We start from the raw sequence: 16,306 nt of genomic DNA, 5'->3' as shown, positions 1-16,306 counted from the left end.
AGAGATGGAAAACTATGACTCTGGAAATAATATATCCATTCGAGTAAATGATTTTTTTTATTTTATTATGGTTTTGTCAGGGTATCATTTATTTGTAGTAGATGATACGGTTCCTATAGTATCAGTTAATAAAAAAGTCACAAATAGTGAGCTAGGTAAATTATCTAAAGTTGCTCTAAAAAAATGTAGAGTTATAGATCCTCATGTAGATAGCTTTTTTTTTAATAGAGATCGCCTTGCAGAGTGTGAAAAAAAATGGCTCAGTGAAAACTTATCTTCTCTTGGTTTCAAAAATAAAAAAAATTTTTATCAATCAATGATGTTATGCAATATTAGAGAGAAAAATGGTTTTTTAACATTAAGGCCAACACTCCATAAAAAATTAGAAACATGGACGGGGGATGGGTTTACTGAGGATGACTATATTGTTTTGCCGGATAGTGTTTCTGATGAAGAACTTGGTGAAGCGATAAAGGAAGTTATATCTCGTTGCCGAAGTGTTATTTGAATTTTATATTATTAGATAGTTAATAAGATTTTTAATGGGGTATATAAGTAGTATTAATAAAATAAACTTTATTGGTTTTCTTCTGCGAAAATAAAATGTATGCAGTTTCATTCAATTCTTATTTATTTGTCAGTTATTTAAATAAATCTAAAAGCTAAGTTATTAGTAAATTGTATTATATTCTTTGATTAATTTGATAAAGCTAATAATGAAACAATATTTTAATAAACACAAACAACAAAAAAGCCCTTACCATCCAGTAAGGGCGCAATAACAACAACGAAACTTTTATTATAAATTAAATAGTTGCAGCTTCGGCAATGAGTTTGCCGAGCTCTTGCCAGTTTTCACTGTCAATTAATTCATTCGGTACCATCCATGAACCGCCGCACACTAATACAGACGGTAATGCGGTGTATTCTTTTATATTTTTCACACCAATACCGCCAGTTGGCATAAATTTAACCGGGTAAACGGCGCTGAGTGCTTTGAGCATGGCAACCCCGCCAGAGGCTTCGGCTGGGAAGAATTTCAACGTGGTGAGATTAAATTCAAGGGCTTGCTCCACTAAGCTTGGATTATTCACCCCAGGAATAATAATCACGTTCTTTTGTTGACAATAAGCCACAATTTTTGGGTTAAAACCCGGACTGACGATAAAATCTACACCCGCTTCAATGGCTTGGTCAACTTGCTCTGTGGTTAATACCGTACCTGCGGCAATCAGTAATTCAGGGTAAGCAGCACGCATATTTTTAATCGCTTGTACCGCGGCAGGGGTGCGGAAGGTGACCTCTGCACATGGCAGGCCATTTTCCACTAAAGCTTTTGCTAATGGCGCACCATGCTCTGCATTATTAATGGTGATAACAGGAACAACATTGAGTTTCTTAATTCTTTCAAGTAATTGATTCATGGTTAAAGCCTCTTAACATGTTTCTAAAGCAGTGGTTGGCATGGCTTCGGATGGAATAATCGCTCCCCGGTGTTGGATGACGGTTCCAGCCAGTAAATGACCTGTTTTTGCCGCTTCGCATGGGTTGCCACCTAAAATACGGCAAGCAAGGTAGCCGGCACTGAAAGAATCCCCTGCCGCAGTGGTATCAACCACGTGGTTGATTTTATTCGCAGGGACTTCAATACGTTCGTTATCGATAATCACAAAGCAGGCATCAGCACCGCGCTTGATCACTATTTCGTTCACACCATATTGTTGGGTACGTGTAATTGCATCAGTTTCATCAATATCACCGTAGAGCAGTTGTTCGTCATCAAAGGTCAGAAAAGCGATATCGGTTAGGCTTAAAATTTGCTGATAAGCCTGTTGTGCAGCTTGTTTGGAAGACCAAAGTGCGGGGCGATAGTTATTATCAAACACAATTTGGGCACCATGCTGTTTAGCTTGCTGTAACATTTCAAATAACAACTGGCGTGAAGCGCTAGGTAAAATGGCTAGGCTGATGCCACTTAAATAGATAAATTGTTGTGAATTTAGGATTTGCTGTGTGTGGGCTTTGCTGTTGTGGTCAAGACAAACGGCATCAAGCCAAAATTTTGCTGCGGCATTATCTCGCCAATAGAAAAAGCGGCGTTCGCCATCAGCAGAAGTTTCGATTAAATACATCCCAGGCAAATGTTTGTCCGAAATAAAGACCTCTTCAGTATTGATGCCTTCTTGTTGCCAACTGCTTAGCATTTGCTGGCTGAATGGATCCTGACCTAAACCGGTGATGTAACGGGTTGTCACACCGTGATCTTTAGTTAAACGAGACAGGTATAGCGCGGTATTGAGTGTATCCCCACCAAATGTTTGTCTATAAAGTTCACCCGATTTTTGCAACTCAACCATGCATTCACCAATAACGGCAACTTGCGGATGTGTATTCATTTTCACCACCTGCGCGATTACGACTTAGTAAACTATTGCTACTTAATGATGCTATTAAAACCCATTTTAAATAGAACTTCAATAAAAATGAAACGCCGTTTTAAAAATATAGAATCGACGTTCTTGTTTTTATCATGATAGCCACTTATGCTATTAGTTAGGGTGTAATGTCGATATCAATTTATAGGATGATGGGAAAATAATGGATAAAACGACTCAAACGGATGCTGTTTCAGCAGTGGTTAAGGTATTTAGCATTCTTAGCGCCCTTGGTGAGCAAAAAGAGATTGGTGTGTCTGAGCTTTCACAGCGTTTATTGATGTCAAAAGCCACGACATTTCGTTTTCTGCAAACGATGAAACAGTTAGGATATGTGGATCAAGAAGGTGAAGCAGATAAGTATTCTCTGACCTTAAAACTCTTCGAATTAGGGGCAAAATCCCTCGAGTATGTTGACCTGATAGAAATTGCAGATAAAGAAATGCGCCGTATTGGCCAATTAACCCATGAAGCGGTGCATTTGGGTGCATTAGATGAAGATGCCATTATTTATATCCATAAAATCGACTCGAGTTATAATTTACGCATGTATTCACGGGTTGGGCGTCGTAACCCATTGTATTGCACCGCAATCGGTAAGATTTTACTCGCTTGGCAAGATGAAGAATCCATTCGTTTGGCATTGAAAGATGAAACTTTTAGTCAAAAAACGGCAACAACAATTTTAACGATAGAAGACCTGCTGGCGGAATTAGCCACAGTTCGTGAATGCCATTATGCACAAGACAGAGAAGAGCAAGAGTTAGGCCTGCGCTGTATTGCTGTACCAGTGTATGACCGCTTAGGTCATGTGGTTGCAGGGCTATCGATTTCGTTCCCAACGATTCGTTTTGATGAGCAGCGTATTGATGACTATGTCCAATTACTGAAAACGGCGGGGCGTAATATTTCAGAGAAAATGGGCTATCACCAATATCCATCATAGGGTTGATATAATAAGACTAAGCCAATTTCAATGATGTATCAATCAATTGATTTAATAACATATGTAAATTATTTATTTGAATATTAAGGATTTTATAAATTTCACTTATTATTATTCAACACCATGTGTTTCTGCTGACATATAATATTTACTTATGGATACAGCAGGAAATTGATATGTTTAAAAAGGTTATTATTGCTATTTTTCTTTGTTTTACTTCTTATGGCTTTGCCAGCGACTTTACATTTAAAGAAAAGTCACCCGCTGATCGCGAGTTTAATCAAGACTACCAAGGAATTAAAAAATTACAGACACAACAAAAGTTTGTCTTTGATCCCAAAAAGAAACTTCCACAAGAAGAACAAAGTTATCAAGCTTTGTTAGAGCAGCGAAATGCAGATGAAAATGCGTTTTCAAAACATTTTAATGTGTGTGATGTTAACCCGACGGGAGCAGGGTGCCCTAATTCAATGGCTTGGATGAATGATCGCCAGCAAATGAAAAAAATGTTAGAGCAAGCGGGCCGCCCTTATTGATAAGTTGTTCATTTGTTGACTCTAAGGGAGCATCGCTCCCTTAGAGTTCAAGCTAGACAGATTCAGGGAATGTTAAGGTTGCACCGGGAGCTTCACGGCTTAAATGAATGAAATTCATATGTTTTTCATATTGGTCTAGAATGTCGCTAATCACTTGTTCTTTGGTGTAATCCATTAAATCATTCCCTTGTGAGCCTTCCCATAAGAAGGTTTCTAAGCGGTAATAATGGGATTTCCCTGAACGTGCGCGATAGGTAAAACCGGGAACGGAATAGCGCTGTGGCCACACTTGGTAAATAAAGCTTTGTTCTTCACCAAGGTCAACAGTTAGCTCTAAATGGTCTAAGCGCTCATCAGCAATGGGTGGCAAGGTGTTAAATTCCACTTTCGCTCCCCTTAAACTGAGCTCTTTTGCCACTTCTTGCATAGCAGGAATGCACACCAAATCAAGCATCCGCTGGGTATAAGTCGTTCCCGGGAAATTCATCACTCGTCCCAAACGCTGTTTCCAATTGAGTGTTCCATTGCCATACAGCGGAGCTGGCGCATTGGTATTTAGCGAACTAACGCGTCTAAAGTCCTCAACTTTTAATGATTTATATAGCCCTGCCATAATAAAGAAGATCACAAAACTAAATGGTAAGCCCATGATCACCGTTGTATTTTGTAAAGCAGCGACGCCATCTGTCATTAACATCCCTAAGGTGAGTAAACCAATTGCGACAGACCAAAAAATTCGCAACCAATTAGGAGCATCGTTGTTAATATCACTGAGTTTTGAGGTGAAATTACCTAATACCAATGAGCCGGAGTCAGCAGAGGTGACATAGAACAACAGCCCAGTTATTGTGGCGACGGAAGCGGTTAGGCCAAAGCCGGGGTAAAGCTCAAGTAGTGAATAGAAGCCTTTTTCGGGGGCGTCGAGGACGGTTTTGGCAAGTTCGCTATTGCCGTGAATGATTTCATACAATGCACTATTACCAAAAATAGATAACCACAATAGTGTGAAAACAAACGGAATAATTAAAGTACCGATCACGAACTGTCTAATAGTCCGCCCACGAGAAATACGAGCGAGGAATAACCCAACAAATGGCGACCATGCTACCCACCACGCCCAGAAAAACAGCGTCCAGCTATTCATCCAATCCGTTGGGCGGTCAAAGGCAAAGCTATTGAGGGTCATACCCATAAAGCGGTTGATATAATCCCCCACATTCAGTACTAAGGCATTGAGTAAGAACTCGGTATCGCCGACAAATAAGATAAATAAAATCAAGCCAAATGCCAAAAGCACATTGAGCTCGGATAACACCCGAATACCTTTATTTACCCCAGATGTGGCAGAAATCACGGCCATAATCACTGATAGCAGAATTAACCCACTTTGCACGGGGAGCCCTTGAGGTAAGTCGAATAATACTTTGAGGCCATAATTCAGCTGAACAACCCCGATCCCAAGAGTTGTTGCAATACCGAAAATCGTCCCTAGTACTGCCGCAATATCTACTGTATGGCCAATTGGGCCGTCAATCCGTTTACCAAAAATAGGATAGAGTGCGGAGCGAATGGTTAGCGGTAAGTTATAACGATAACTGAAGTAACCCAGTGCAATCCCCATTAAGGCATACATAGACCAGCCCGTTAGGCCATAGTGGAACAGTGTCCACACCATCGCCTGACGAGCTGCTTCTAAGGTTTCGCCTTCGCCCGTTGGCGGCAGCATATATTGGGTGACCGGCTCAGCGACGGAGAAAAACATTAAATCGATACCAATTCCTGCCGCGAATAGCATCGCAGACCAGCTGAGCACGCTAAATTCAGGTTTAGATTGTTCAGGGCCGAGTTTGATATTACCAAAGCGTGAGGTAGCAACGAAAATGACAAAAACAATATAAAGCGTTGCTGCTAGCAGGTAATACCAACCAAAGGTTTTAGATACCCACCCAAGCGCGGCAACGATCCACTGATTTGCTGTTTCAGTCATCAAGATGGTGAAAAAAGAAAACGCCAGAATAAGACCGGCGGAAGTAAAAAAAACCACAGAATTCAATTTATCCTTCTGCTTATTTTTTGGGCTATTTTGAGTTGTCATTGGACATTCCACATTTTTATTTATTTAACAGGTTAAAATTACTTTCTAAGCTAATCTATTGATTTATTAGCCAAGATTTGGTTTTTGTTATCTTCTCTCTTATATTGATTGTGAATGAATTGTTGTAAACAATAGTTAATATTGATTGAACATTCAATCAAAAAAACGTTTAATAAAAGGGATCAATGTATTTTTTAGGTTCAAATACCATGCCGAAGATAGGAATGCAGTCGATACGTAAACAACAGTTAATTCAAGCCACATTGGCTGTGATTAATGAAGTTGGAATGCAGGAAGCCAGTTTTGTGTTAATTGCCCGTAAAGCCGGGGTTTCTACAGGGATCATCAGCCATTATTTTCGTGATAAAAATGGCTTGCTTGAAGCCACTATGCGCCATATTCAATACCAGTTGGGTTTTGCGGTGGCAATGCGTTTACGCATGTTAACAGGGGCGGAGGCAAAACTACGAATTCAGGCGATTGTTGAAGGCAACTTCGATCCAACGCAAACCAGTGAGGCCGCGATGAAAACGTGGCTAGCCTTTTGGGCTAGCAGTATGCATCAACCGAATTTAAACCGCTTACAACAGGTTAATGACCGGCGTTTGTATTCAAACTTAAGCTATGAGTTTGGGCGGGTATTAAACAAGGCAGATGCGCGGATGGCAGCAAAGGGGCTGGCTGCTTTAATTGATGGCCTATGGCTACGTAGTGCTTTGAGTAATGAACAATTTCCTGTTAAGGATGCACTCAAAATCACTAACGAATACATCGATATGCAACTACAACGTGCTGAGGTTTTAGGAACCTAATAACCAATTCAGAGGAGATAATATGCAACATCCACCGATACATAAGCTTTATATTCATGGTGGTTATGTCGACAGTTCACAACCTGAATGCGGGCGATTTCCTGCAATCAACCCTGCCAATGGGGAAACTATCGCGGATCTGCAATCTGCGACCCTTGAAGATATCCAATGGGCGGTAGAAAGCGCCAAACAAGGCCAGAAAGTCTGGGCGGCTATGACTGCGATGGAACGCTCACGTATTTTACGCCGTGCAGTGGATATTTTACGGGAACGTAACGACGAATTGGCTTACCTCGAAACCCTTGATACGGGCAAACCGCTTTCTGAAACTCGTTATGTGGATATCGTTACAGGGGCGGATGTTCTTGAATACTATGCAGGTTTAATTCCGATGCTGGAGGGGCAGCAAATCCCTTTGCGTGATAGCTCGTTTGCTTATACTCGTCGTGAACCTCTGGGAGTCGTGGCAGGCATTGGGGCATGGAATTATCCTATCCAAATTGCGTTATGGAAATCAGCTCCTGCACTAGCAGCAGGTAATGCCATGGTGTTCAAACCCAGTGAAGTCACTTCGTTAACAGCGTTAAAGTTGGCTGAAATATACACTGAAGCGGGCGTGCCAGCAGGGGTATTTAACGTAGTGACAGGCCAAGGCGGTGAAGTGGGGCAATGGTTAACGGAGCACCCTGATATTGCCAAAGTTTCATTCACAGGGGGGATCGCAACCGGTAAAAAAGTGATGGCGAATGCATCAGCTTCTTCTTTAAAAGAGGTGACGATGGAGCTAGGCGGTAAATCGCCTCTAATTATTTTTGATGATGCAGACTTAGATAAAGCTGCGGATATTGCCATGATGGCGAATTTTTATAGTTCAGGCCAAGTGTGTACCAATGGAACACGGGTTTTTGTGCCTGAATCGCTTAAATCACAGTTTGAGGATAAGATCACTGAACGTGTGGCTCGCATTAAAATAGGTTCACCCGTTGACGAAAACACCAACTTTGGGCCATTAGTCAGTTTTGCTCATATGGAAAACGTGTTGCGTTATATTGCGTTAGGCAAACAGCAAGGTGCGAAATTATTGTGCGGAGGTGAACGCTTGATGGATGGCGATTTTGCACAGGGGGCTTATGTTGCACCAACGGTATTTACTGATTGCCACGATGAAATGCAAATCACGCAGGAAGAAATTTTTGGCCCTGTTATGAGTATTTTGAGTTATCAATCGGAAGACGAAGTGATTGCTCGTGCGAACAATAGTGTGTATGGGTTAGCTGCAGGGTTAGTGACAAAAGATTTAACACGTGCACACCGTGTTATTCATCAATTAGAGGCTGGGATTTGTTGGATTAATACATGGGGTGAATCACCAGCACAAATGCCTGTGGGCGGATATAAGCATTCCGGCGTTGGCCGCGAAAATGGCGTTATGACACTGCAAAATTATACACAAGTGAAATCCATTCAAGTGGAACTGGGGGAATTTGCATCCGTTTTTTAATCACATCATTTTAATTTGACTGAAACAGAGGAGATAACAATGGTCTATGACTATATTATTATCGGTGCTGGTTCAGCCGGTAACGTTCTTGCTACCCGCCTGACAGAAGATCCTGATGTTACTGTGCTGCTCCTTGAAGCAGGAGGACCGGATTACCGGTTCGACTTTCGCACACAAATGCCAGCGGCATTAGCGTACCCATTACAAGGGCGACGTTATAATTGGGCTTATGAAACTGACCCTGAACCGCATATGAACCACCGCCGTATGGAGTGTGGTCGTGGAAAGGGGCTTGGTGGCTCATCATTAATTAATGGGATGTGTTACATCCGAGGGAATGCTCTAGACTTTGATGGTTGGGCGGAAGCGCCTGGGTTAGAAGACTGGCGTTACCTTGATTGTTTACCTTATTTTAGAAAAGCGGAAACACGTGATATTGGCCCAAATGATTATCACGGCGGAGATGGCCCCGTCAGTGTGACAACACCGAAAAATGGCAATAATGTGCTATTTCATGCGATGGTGGAAGCAGGCGTACAAGCAGGGTACCCGCAAACAGATGATTTAAATGGGGTTCAACAAGAGGGTTTTGGCCCAATGGACCGTACAGTTACACCGCAAGGGCGACGAGCAAGTACAGCAAGAGGGTATTTAGACCAAGCGAAAAAGCGTAATAACCTGACTATTCTTACCCATGCCACGACAGATACCATTGAGTTTGAAGGGAAAAAAGCGGTTGGTGTTAAATATTATCAAGGTAATAGCACTACACCTACGGTAGTGAAGGCGAGTAAAGAGGTGCTTTTATGTGCAGGTGCGATCGCCTCACCGCAAATTTTGCAGCGTTCTGGAGTTGGGCCTGAGGATGTTTTGGCTGAGTTCAATATTCCAGCTGTGCACGTTTTACCTGGTGTTGGGCAAAACTTGCAAGATCACCTTGAAATGTATTTGCAATATGAATGCAAACAACCAGTTTCATTATATCCAGCCTTAAAATGGATAAACCAACCTAAAATAGGTGCTGAGTGGCTATTTAAAGGGACTGGAGTTGGCGCAAGTAATCAATTTGAAGCAGGTGGGTTTATCCGCACTAGCGAAAAATTCGCATGGCCAAATATTCAATTCCACTTTTTGCCTGTGGCGATTAACTATAATGGTAGTAATGCAGTCAATCAGCATGGTTTTCAAGCCCATGTAGGCTCAATGCGATCGCCTAGTCGAGGGCGTGTTCGCTTGAAATCCCTAGACCCAAAGCAACATCCAAGTATTTTGTTTAATTACATGTCATCGGAGCAAGATTGGGAAGAGTTTCGTGCCGCCATTCGTATTACTCGTGAAATTATGGCTCAGCCAGCACTTGACCCATATCGTGGGGATGAAATAAGCCCTGGCAAACAGATTAGCACTGATGAAGAGCTAGATGCATTTGTGCGCGAGAGAGCAGAAACCGCTTTTCATCCGTGTGGAACCTGTAAAATGGGTTACGATGATATGGCAGTCGTGGATGGTGCAGGGCGAGTTCACGGTATTGAAAATCTACGGGTTATCGATGCATCGATTATGCCGTTGATCATTACAGGGAATTTAAATGCAACGACCATCATGATTGCAGAGAAAATTGCCGATAAAATTCGAAACCGTCCTTCGTTACCCACAAGCAATGCAGATTATTATGTAGCAGGTGATAGGCAAGTGAGAAACCCGCCATTACGAGACTAGCTTATTCAGGCTATTTTTTATACACAAAGCGATTGATATTAATATCAGTCGCTTTTTTTAAGGAGAATGCCGATAATAATAATAGCTGTCTAACCATGTAATGCCAAAGGGGCGAATAAATCGGACTTTTAGCAGGTTGAAGGAATATACGCTAGTCAATTTTAGACAAAAAAAACCTCCAAATATTAAGGAGGGAAAATAAATATAAAGCGAGCTTATTTATATAGCACTAATTTACGGTAAACCATAGCCGACCAGTTGAATTAATTTATACAAAAATGATATTAGCTCACAATTTATAACGCTATAGTTATTAAATTCAGATTAATACCTATTATTTGACAGAGTTAATCAGCCATTGCAGATAATTGTCTTCAACTTGGCTTGGGTCTAAGCGAATGAGTTCTGGGGTTTCATATGGGTGTATTTCTTTTATTGCATTAAATAGATTAAGTTGGTTTCCTTGGGTCGTTTTGATCAAGAGTAAAACCTCCTTATCTTGCGTGATATTACCATGCCATAGATAAACAGATGTTATTTCAGGCAGTAGGGAAACACATGCTGCTAAGCGATTAGCGAGTAAGTGTTGGGTAATTTTAATTGCACTTTCATGGCTATTGGTTGTACATAATACAATACATGGTTGTTGAGAGTTTGTGATGTAAATGTTATCAGTGGGCATTTCGTTTCCTTATTAGTCATATTTTGATAAGTTTGATTACTCACATTTAGATTAGAGATAAAAATGGTATTGAGAACAGAGCATAATCACTATAAGTGTTTTTTTAAATTATCAGATAAGATAATAACTAATGTTAATTAAGCAGAGGTATTAATTTAATAGTAATATGCGTGTTTTTTAATCAATATTGTCATTGTTATAATTTTTTATATATTCAATATAATTTTGAATATTTCTTGGTTTTATTTTATTAATTCGATTCAGCAATCATAAATTGAGGATGAACTATAAAAAAAATTGAAATTTTAGTATATTACTAACCAAATTTGATTATGTGACAAATGTGATTGTGTGCTGTTAACCTAGTAACAGAGCAAATAATAATCCCAGTTTTATTCTTACTCTTATTAATGTAAGTGTAGGCTTATCTTTTTGTGCAAGAAATATGGAACGATTGATATCTGAAATAATATATTACACATCGTTACAAACTGGCTTAAAATTTATCATAAAAGAATTCACGTACTGATAAATATCAAGGTTTTTGAGCTATATATTGTTAATCTAAAGATAAAATTAGAATATATAACTGAAATTACTCTGTATTTCCATCTTTATACGTGTATGGATAACCTTATGAATAAACTAACACCTTTAAAACCTGTACCAACTCTAATCGCAGTTGCAATAACATTAATTATTTGGTTCTTAATTCCTGTTCCCGAAGGTGTTAATCCAAATGCGTGGCATCTTTTAGCATTATTTGTAGGTACTATCGCTGCTATTATTGGTAAAGCTTTACCAATAGGAGGTGTATCTATTGTCGCTATTTCATTAGTTGCAGTAACCGGAGTCACTAACCCTGAATCAACTAAAGGGGCAATTGCGGATGCTTTAAGTGGCTTTTCTAATGATCTAATTTGGCTAATTGGTATTTCTATCATGGTTTCCATGAGCCTTAATAAAACAGGCTTGGGGGCAAGGATAGGTTATTATGTCATTTCTTTATTCGGTAAAAAAACATTGGGTATTGCTTATTCATTGGCAATAGCAGAAACAATATTGGCTCCTGTGACACCAAGTAACACGGCTCGAGGTGGGGGAATTATTCACCCAATTATGCGTTCGATCTCGGATAGTTTTGGGTCAAAGGCTGAAGATGGAACCGCAGGTAAGATAGGGCGTTATTTATCGCTCGTTAACTACAATATTAACCCAATCACTTCTGCAATGTTTATTACGGCGACAGCGCCAAACCCATTAATTGTCAGTTTGATTATTAGTGAAACAAGCCAAGAAAATGAATTAACTTGGGGTATGTGGGCGATTGCGGCGTTTGTTCCTGCCATCGTGTCATTAATATTAATGCCTTTGGTGATCTATTTGATGTATAAGCCGGAAATTACTTCAACACCGGATGCGCCAAATTTTGCCAAAGAACGTTTACAACAATTAGGCCCAGTTTCATTACCTGAAAAAATAACTCTCGGTGTTTTTGGGTTGTTACTTTTGTTGTGGGCTGGTGTACCTGCCATGATTTTTGGGCCTGCATATAGTGTTAATGCAACCACCGCGGCGTTTATTGGGCTGAGTGTTCTATTAGCGACAGGGGTTATTAATTGGGATGACGTTCTGAAAAACAAAGGGGCTTGGGATACTGTCGTTTGGTTCTCTGCCTTAGTCATGATGGCGAGTTTTTTAGGTAAGCTCGGTCTCATAAAGTGGATGTCATTAACCGTCGGTGCAACTATTGATGGATTAGGCATTAGCTGGGTATGGGGAATGCTAATTCTTGTTTTAATTTATGTGTATTCTCACTATTTCTTTGCGAGTACAACTGCGCATATTACGGCGATGTATGCAGCATTTTTCTCGGCAGGTTTAGCCCTTGGTGCTCCACCAATGTTATTAGCTCTAACATTAGCATTCTCATCATCACTAATGATGTCATTGACACACTATGGTACGGGTACTGCACCTATTATTTTTGGTTCGGGTTATGCAACCCTTGCGGAATGGTGGAAAACAGGTTTTGTGATGAGTGTGGTTAACTTAGCCATTTGGTTCTTTATTGGTAGCGTTTGGTGGAAATTCTTAGGTTACTGGTAATTAGTTGAATTAGCTATTTTAGCTATATCAAAGAAAGTTAATAGAAATCGGGCGATAGGCTCGATTTCTTCTTTTTAAAAGCTCATCCTACAAATAAGTGGCTATTGTGATAACAAGACCACTAATGATAGAAATTAGCATCACTTTTCCCCAACTGAAGACTGACGATGATTTTAAAGCGTGCTGCCATAACAAACTTATTTCATCGGCATGTGCATATTTTCTCTTATTGATCGCAGTCTTAATTTTTTTGATTTTATCATTATCTATCAGTAATGTTTTTTGAATAACCATGATATAACCTTTCATCAAGTTGTGCATTGTTTGTCTGCCCTTGATTATCTCAGGCTATGTAAGAAGATAAATTGATGAGATTCTATGCAAACTTCCCCATTTATCGCGTTTAAAATCAGACTTAGTCTAGTTAATAAGAAAAAAGCAGCCAAGAAGTAAAATTATCTTTATTAAGAGGAAATGGCTCTTAATTTAAGGTCATATTTATCGTTCTTTGGCGAGATATTTTTTATTTAGGGAAGTCGGAGAGAAAGGCCATAAATGTGATTGGTTTACATACAAAAGCCAGTATGATGTATCTGCGAGTCAGTTAATTTATCCAGAGGAACACATGTATTCACAAAGAAAGGCAGAATTTTTCTTGGTGCTTACCACGATAATCGCGGCTTGGGGGTGGGTATTTTCCCGAGAATCAGTGCAGGGAATGCCTATTTTTGCCTTTCTTGGTAGCCGTTTTTTATTTGCAGCCATCATTTTAGCCCCTTTTTGTCGAGGGAAAAAAAATAGAATAACGGCGAAGCAATTACCAAAAATATTAATGACAGGCGGTTGGATGTCATTAAATATGGTGCTCTGGATCCACGCAGTTGCGATAACAGATTCAATTGGTGAAGGGGCTTTTATCATGAGCCTTGCTATGTTGTTTGTCCCGCTAGTCGCATGGGTTATTTTAAAAAATAAACCAGTTCGTTATTTCTGGGAGGCACTTCCGGTCGCTGTATTAGGGTTGGCATGTTTAACACTATTTAAGGCACAGCTTGAGTTTAAAGCAAGCCAACTGTGGTTTCTTGGTGCGGCAATTGTTCAAGCTATCTATTTTTGTTATACCAGTTTATATACTCGAACAATCCCTCTTTTGCCATTAACGACCATTCAGCTTGCTTGTACAGGAATGACTGGGTTAGTTTTGTCATTTTTTTTAGAAGAGTGGCCAAGTAGCATCACCGTACCTACCATGATGTGGTTTATTGCTAGTGTTGTAATAGCAACGAGTTTACGCTTTGTATTGCAACTTATTGGTCAAAAAAATACCACTGCCGGCAATGCTGCAATTATTATGATCCTTGAACCTGTTATGACCGTATTTGTAGCGGCTATTTGGTACAATGAAAGAATGCCTTTTGTCCAAATTGTTGGTTGTGTGCTAATTTTATCGGCATTATTCTATTACCGATGGCGTTGTTCTAATTCATTACCAAGGTAAAATACACATAATAAACAATGGGTCAATACAGATTTTTTATAAGAAAACAGCTATGATTAATATGCATAGTCAGTGATAGGGATGTTAATCTTAATAAGAACCTCTTATTTAGCATATTAAGATTAATGGTATTGAAAACATAAACGATATATCCAAAATAGCGTGAACTAGGAATAATAGCGGTTTAATATTATCACCTCAGTTAAAGCTGAATAGGAAACGGGCATAAAATGAAAAAATTAGCATTAATATTAGGTATGGCAGGAGCAATGGTTGTGTTGTCTGCATGTTCTGATGAAAAATCAGAAATTGCTGAATACAAAGACAACTTTGTTAATACTTGTGTCGTTGCATCTGGTAATCCTCAAGGTGAAACAGCAAAAGCAGTTACCGCAATTTGTGGTTGTGCCTACGATAAAACAATTGAAAAATATGGTTTAGCTGAGTTTAAACGTATGGATGCGGAATTAGAAAAATCAGGTACCGCAGAGCCTGAATTCCAAAAAACCATGATTGAATTCGTTCAACAGTGCTCGACTAACGCACGTTAATTATTTATTACTCGCAGCTATTGATTATCAAGCAACAATAGCTGCGAATTTATTATTTTTACTTAAATAAGTGTTTGAATTGGTGTGGGGCGCTGCGTAGATATTGCGGTGCAACGTCTATTTGTTCATTCAATTCACTTGCTGCTCGCCAAGGCCAGCGTGGTTCAAATAATATACCTCTACCGATTGCCACAAAATCTGCTTGGTGAGTTGCCACAATGGCTTCTGCTTGTAAAGGTTCAGTGATAAGACCGACAGCAATGACAGGCATCATAGTATTCTCATGAATAGCTTGTGCTAAAGGGACTTGGTAATTTGGGCTCAATGGTATCTGTTGTTCAGTTGATAACCCGCCAGATGAGACGTGGATATAGTCACAACCTAAATCTTCTAATAATTCTGTTAGCTCAATTGATTCAGGTACGCTCCAACCCGATTCAAGCCAATCTGTTGCGGAGATCCGTACACCAATTGCAACATTAGGGCTAATGGCTTCTCTCATCTCATGGAAAATATTAATCAGTAAGCGAGTACGATTCTTAAAGCATCCACCATATTCATCTTGTCGTAAGTTTGAAACTGGCGATAGGAATTCATGCAGTATATATCCATGAGCAGCATGGATCTCAATAACGTCAAAACCTGCTTTTTCTGCCCGAATTGCTGCCTCAATAAATTGCTGTTTGAGCTGCGAAATTTCTTCAATAGTTAATGCATGTGGAATTGCATTATTACCAAAAGCCAGTGCTGATGGTGCTACAGTCTGCCAGCCATTAGGTTGTGTGGACTGAATACTATTACCTCCTAACCAAGGTAAATCTGTTGATGCTTTCCTACCAGCGTGAGCGATTTGTACTCCTAAGCGTGCATCTGAATATTGCCGGATATCGCTGAGCATTTGTTGCATTGCTGTCATTTGCTCTTCATTCCATAAGCCTAGGTCTTTGTAGGTAATACGACCTTCAGGAACAACAGCACTGGCTTCTACAATAACTAAAGAGGCACCTGATAAAGCAAGGTTCATATAGTGGGCTTTATGCCATGCTGTTGGCATACCATTTTCTGCAGAATATTGGCACATTGGGGGAACAATAATACGATTTTTCAGCGAAACTTGGCCGATTGATGCAGGTGAAAAAAGGTGGCTCATTGGAACTTTCCTTATTAGCAAACTTAAATTATTTTAATATTATACCCAGTTAGCTAAAAATTTTTTGTGAGATGGTGTGGTATTAAGGGGGAAAATTTGTTTTACAGCGAATTATTGAAGGAAAATCAAGTAAATTTTTGCAGATTTGATCAATACCATAAAAAGTATATTTCCCTAGCAATATGATGCAAAAAGAGGGAAAAAATATAAAAAAATGAGATAAAAAATAAAATATAATAATAGCTATTATTTTTTGATTGTTATAATTCTGT

General features: G+C 39.6%; 14 protein-coding genes. 9 read left to right on the top strand and 5 right to left on the bottom strand.

The genetic code is table 11. The features are described 5' to 3' along the window. Nucleotides 1–4 precede the first annotated feature (4 nt). Nucleotides 5–508, top strand: coding sequence for a contact-dependent growth inhibition system immunity protein (locus FVA72_RS13370; RefSeq protein ID WP_110591565.1), 504 nt, complete (start codon nucleotides 5–7; stop codon nucleotides 506–508). Nucleotides 509–806: 298 nt separating this feature from the next. Here FVA72_RS13370 and FVA72_RS13365 read toward each other — a convergent pair whose 3' ends face one another. Then, nucleotides 807–1,424, bottom strand: coding sequence for a bifunctional 4-hydroxy-2-oxoglutarate aldolase/2-dehydro-3-deoxy-phosphogluconate aldolase (locus FVA72_RS13365; protein ID WP_096865095.1), 618 nt, complete (start codon nucleotides 1,422–1,424; stop codon nucleotides 807–809). Nucleotides 1,425–1,436: 12 nt separating this feature from the next. Then, nucleotides 1,437–2,396 carry a sugar kinase gene (locus FVA72_RS13360; RefSeq protein ID WP_110591566.1) on the bottom strand — a complete coding sequence of 320 codons (960 nt, stop codon included), beginning with the start codon at nucleotides 2,394–2,396 and terminating at the stop codon, nucleotides 1,437–1,439. Nucleotides 2,397–2,598: 202 nt separating this feature from the next. Here FVA72_RS13360 and kdgR point away from each other — a divergent pair, with 202 nt between their 5' ends. Next, nucleotides 2,599–3,381 carry a DNA-binding transcriptional regulator KdgR gene (gene kdgR / locus FVA72_RS13355; protein ID WP_004255519.1) on the top strand — a complete coding sequence of 261 codons (783 nt, stop codon included), beginning with the start codon at nucleotides 2,599–2,601 and terminating at the stop codon, nucleotides 3,379–3,381. Nucleotides 3,382–3,557: 176 nt separating this feature from the next. Continuing rightward, on the top strand, nucleotides 3,558–3,917 hold the full coding sequence (locus FVA72_RS13350; RefSeq protein WP_164455762.1) for a hypothetical protein: 360 nt from the start codon (nucleotides 3,558–3,560) through the stop codon (nucleotides 3,915–3,917). A 52-nt stretch (nucleotides 3,918–3,969) separates the two neighbouring features. On the opposite strand, the gene FVA72_RS13345 is transcribed toward FVA72_RS13350, so the two are convergent. Next, nucleotides 3,970–6,012 carry a choline transporter gene (locus tag FVA72_RS13345; protein ID WP_004255510.1) on the bottom strand — a complete coding sequence of 681 codons (2,043 nt, stop codon included), beginning with the start codon at nucleotides 6,010–6,012 and terminating at the stop codon, nucleotides 3,970–3,972. A gap of 209 nt (nucleotides 6,013–6,221) precedes the next feature. Between FVA72_RS13345 and betI the strand changes: the two genes are divergently transcribed. Genes betI through betA form a run of 3 tightly spaced genes read left to right on the top strand, consistent with a single transcriptional unit; the run spans nucleotide 6,222 to nucleotide 10,044 of the window. Further along, nucleotides 6,222–6,824: a transcriptional regulator BetI gene (gene betI / locus FVA72_RS13340; protein ID WP_094961277.1), complete on the top strand. Its 603-nt coding sequence runs from the start codon at nucleotides 6,222–6,224 to the stop codon at nucleotides 6,822–6,824. Nucleotides 6,825–6,846: 22 nt separating this feature from the next. After that, nucleotides 6,847–8,325, top strand: coding sequence for a betaine-aldehyde dehydrogenase (gene betB / locus FVA72_RS13335; protein ID WP_110591567.1), 1,479 nt, complete (start codon nucleotides 6,847–6,849; stop codon nucleotides 8,323–8,325). Between the two features lie 39 nt (nucleotides 8,326–8,364). Further along, the gene (betA, locus tag FVA72_RS13330; protein WP_096865099.1) at nucleotides 8,365–10,044 is read left to right on the top strand and encodes a choline dehydrogenase; all 1,680 of its coding nucleotides are present in this window, start codon (nucleotides 8,365–8,367) and stop codon (nucleotides 10,042–10,044) included. 334 nt (nucleotides 10,045–10,378) lie between these two features. Here betA and cutA read toward each other — a convergent pair whose 3' ends face one another. Beyond that, complete coding sequence (gene cutA / locus FVA72_RS13325) at nucleotides 10,379–10,726, bottom strand: divalent-cation tolerance protein CutA (protein ID WP_094961204.1); 348 nt, start codon at nucleotides 10,724–10,726, stop codon at nucleotides 10,379–10,381. 636 nt (nucleotides 10,727–11,362) lie between these two features. Here cutA and FVA72_RS13320 point away from each other — a divergent pair. The 3 genes from FVA72_RS13320 to FVA72_RS13310 all read left to right on the top strand — a co-directional run bounded on the left by FVA72_RS13320 (nucleotide 11,363) and on the right by FVA72_RS13310 (nucleotide 14,884). Continuing rightward, a complete protein-coding gene (locus FVA72_RS13320) occupies nucleotides 11,363–12,835 on the top strand; it encodes an anion permease (RefSeq protein ID WP_036957836.1) in 1,473 nt (490 codons plus the stop codon). Nucleotides 12,836–13,460: 625 nt separating this feature from the next. Next, nucleotides 13,461–14,333 (top strand): DMT family transporter, encoded by an 873-nt coding sequence (locus FVA72_RS13315; protein WP_036957835.1) that lies wholly within the window; start codon nucleotides 13,461–13,463, stop codon nucleotides 14,331–14,333. Nucleotides 14,334–14,563: 230 nt separating this feature from the next. Next, nucleotides 14,564–14,884, top strand: a complete 321-nt coding sequence (locus tag FVA72_RS13310) for a hypothetical protein (protein WP_004255491.1) — start codon at nucleotides 14,564–14,566, stop codon at nucleotides 14,882–14,884. Nucleotides 14,885–14,942: 58 nt separating this feature from the next. Here FVA72_RS13310 and FVA72_RS13305 read toward each other — a convergent pair whose 3' ends face one another. Then, the gene (locus FVA72_RS13305) at nucleotides 14,943–16,034 is read right to left on the bottom strand and encodes an NADH:flavin oxidoreductase/NADH oxidase (protein ID WP_004255488.1); all 1,092 of its coding nucleotides are present in this window, start codon (nucleotides 16,032–16,034) and stop codon (nucleotides 14,943–14,945) included. Nucleotides 16,035–16,306 lie beyond the last annotated feature (272 nt).

The organism is Providencia sp. PROV061, assembly GCF_011045655.1.
Classification (GTDB): Bacteria; Pseudomonadota; Gammaproteobacteria; order Enterobacterales; family Enterobacteriaceae; genus Providencia; species Providencia hangzhouensis.
The sequence above is the reverse complement of the archived record's forward strand: the minus strand, read 5'-3'. Positions and strand labels throughout refer to the sequence as shown.

Excerpts from the sequence above, each read along its gene's own strand:
- FVA72_RS13370 (WP_110591565.1), top strand. The coding sequence starts at position 5 with ATGGAAAACTATGACTCTGGAAATAATATATCCATTCGAGTAAATGAT.
- FVA72_RS13365 (WP_096865095.1), bottom strand. The coding sequence starts at position 1,424 with ATGAATCAATTACTTGAAAGAATTAAGAAACTCAATGTTGTTCCTGTT.
- FVA72_RS13360 (WP_110591566.1), bottom strand. The coding sequence starts at position 2,396 with ATGAATACACATCCGCAAGTTGCCGTTATTGGTGAATGCATGGTTGAG.
- kdgR (WP_004255519.1), top strand. The coding sequence starts at position 2,599 with ATGGATAAAACGACTCAAACGGATGCTGTTTCAGCAGTGGTTAAGGTA.
- FVA72_RS13350 (WP_164455762.1), top strand. The coding sequence starts at position 3,558 with ATGTTTAAAAAGGTTATTATTGCTATTTTTCTTTGTTTTACTTCTTAT.
- FVA72_RS13345 (WP_004255510.1), bottom strand. The coding sequence starts at position 6,012 with ATGACAACTCAAAATAGCCCAAAAAATAAGCAGAAGGATAAATTGAAT.
- betI (WP_094961277.1), top strand. The coding sequence starts at position 6,222 with ATGCCGAAGATAGGAATGCAGTCGATACGTAAACAACAGTTAATTCAA.
- betB (WP_110591567.1), top strand. The coding sequence starts at position 6,847 with ATGCAACATCCACCGATACATAAGCTTTATATTCATGGTGGTTATGTC.
- betA (WP_096865099.1), top strand. The coding sequence starts at position 8,365 with ATGGTCTATGACTATATTATTATCGGTGCTGGTTCAGCCGGTAACGTT.
- cutA (WP_094961204.1), bottom strand. The coding sequence starts at position 10,726 with ATGCCCACTGATAACATTTACATCACAAACTCTCAACAACCATGTATT.
- FVA72_RS13320 (WP_036957836.1), top strand. The coding sequence starts at position 11,363 with ATGAATAAACTAACACCTTTAAAACCTGTACCAACTCTAATCGCAGTT.
- FVA72_RS13315 (WP_036957835.1), top strand. The coding sequence starts at position 13,461 with ATGTATTCACAAAGAAAGGCAGAATTTTTCTTGGTGCTTACCACGATA.
- FVA72_RS13310 (WP_004255491.1), top strand. The coding sequence starts at position 14,564 with ATGAAAAAATTAGCATTAATATTAGGTATGGCAGGAGCAATGGTTGTG.
- FVA72_RS13305 (WP_004255488.1), bottom strand. The coding sequence starts at position 16,034 with ATGAGCCACCTTTTTTCACCTGCATCAATCGGCCAAGTTTCGCTGAAA.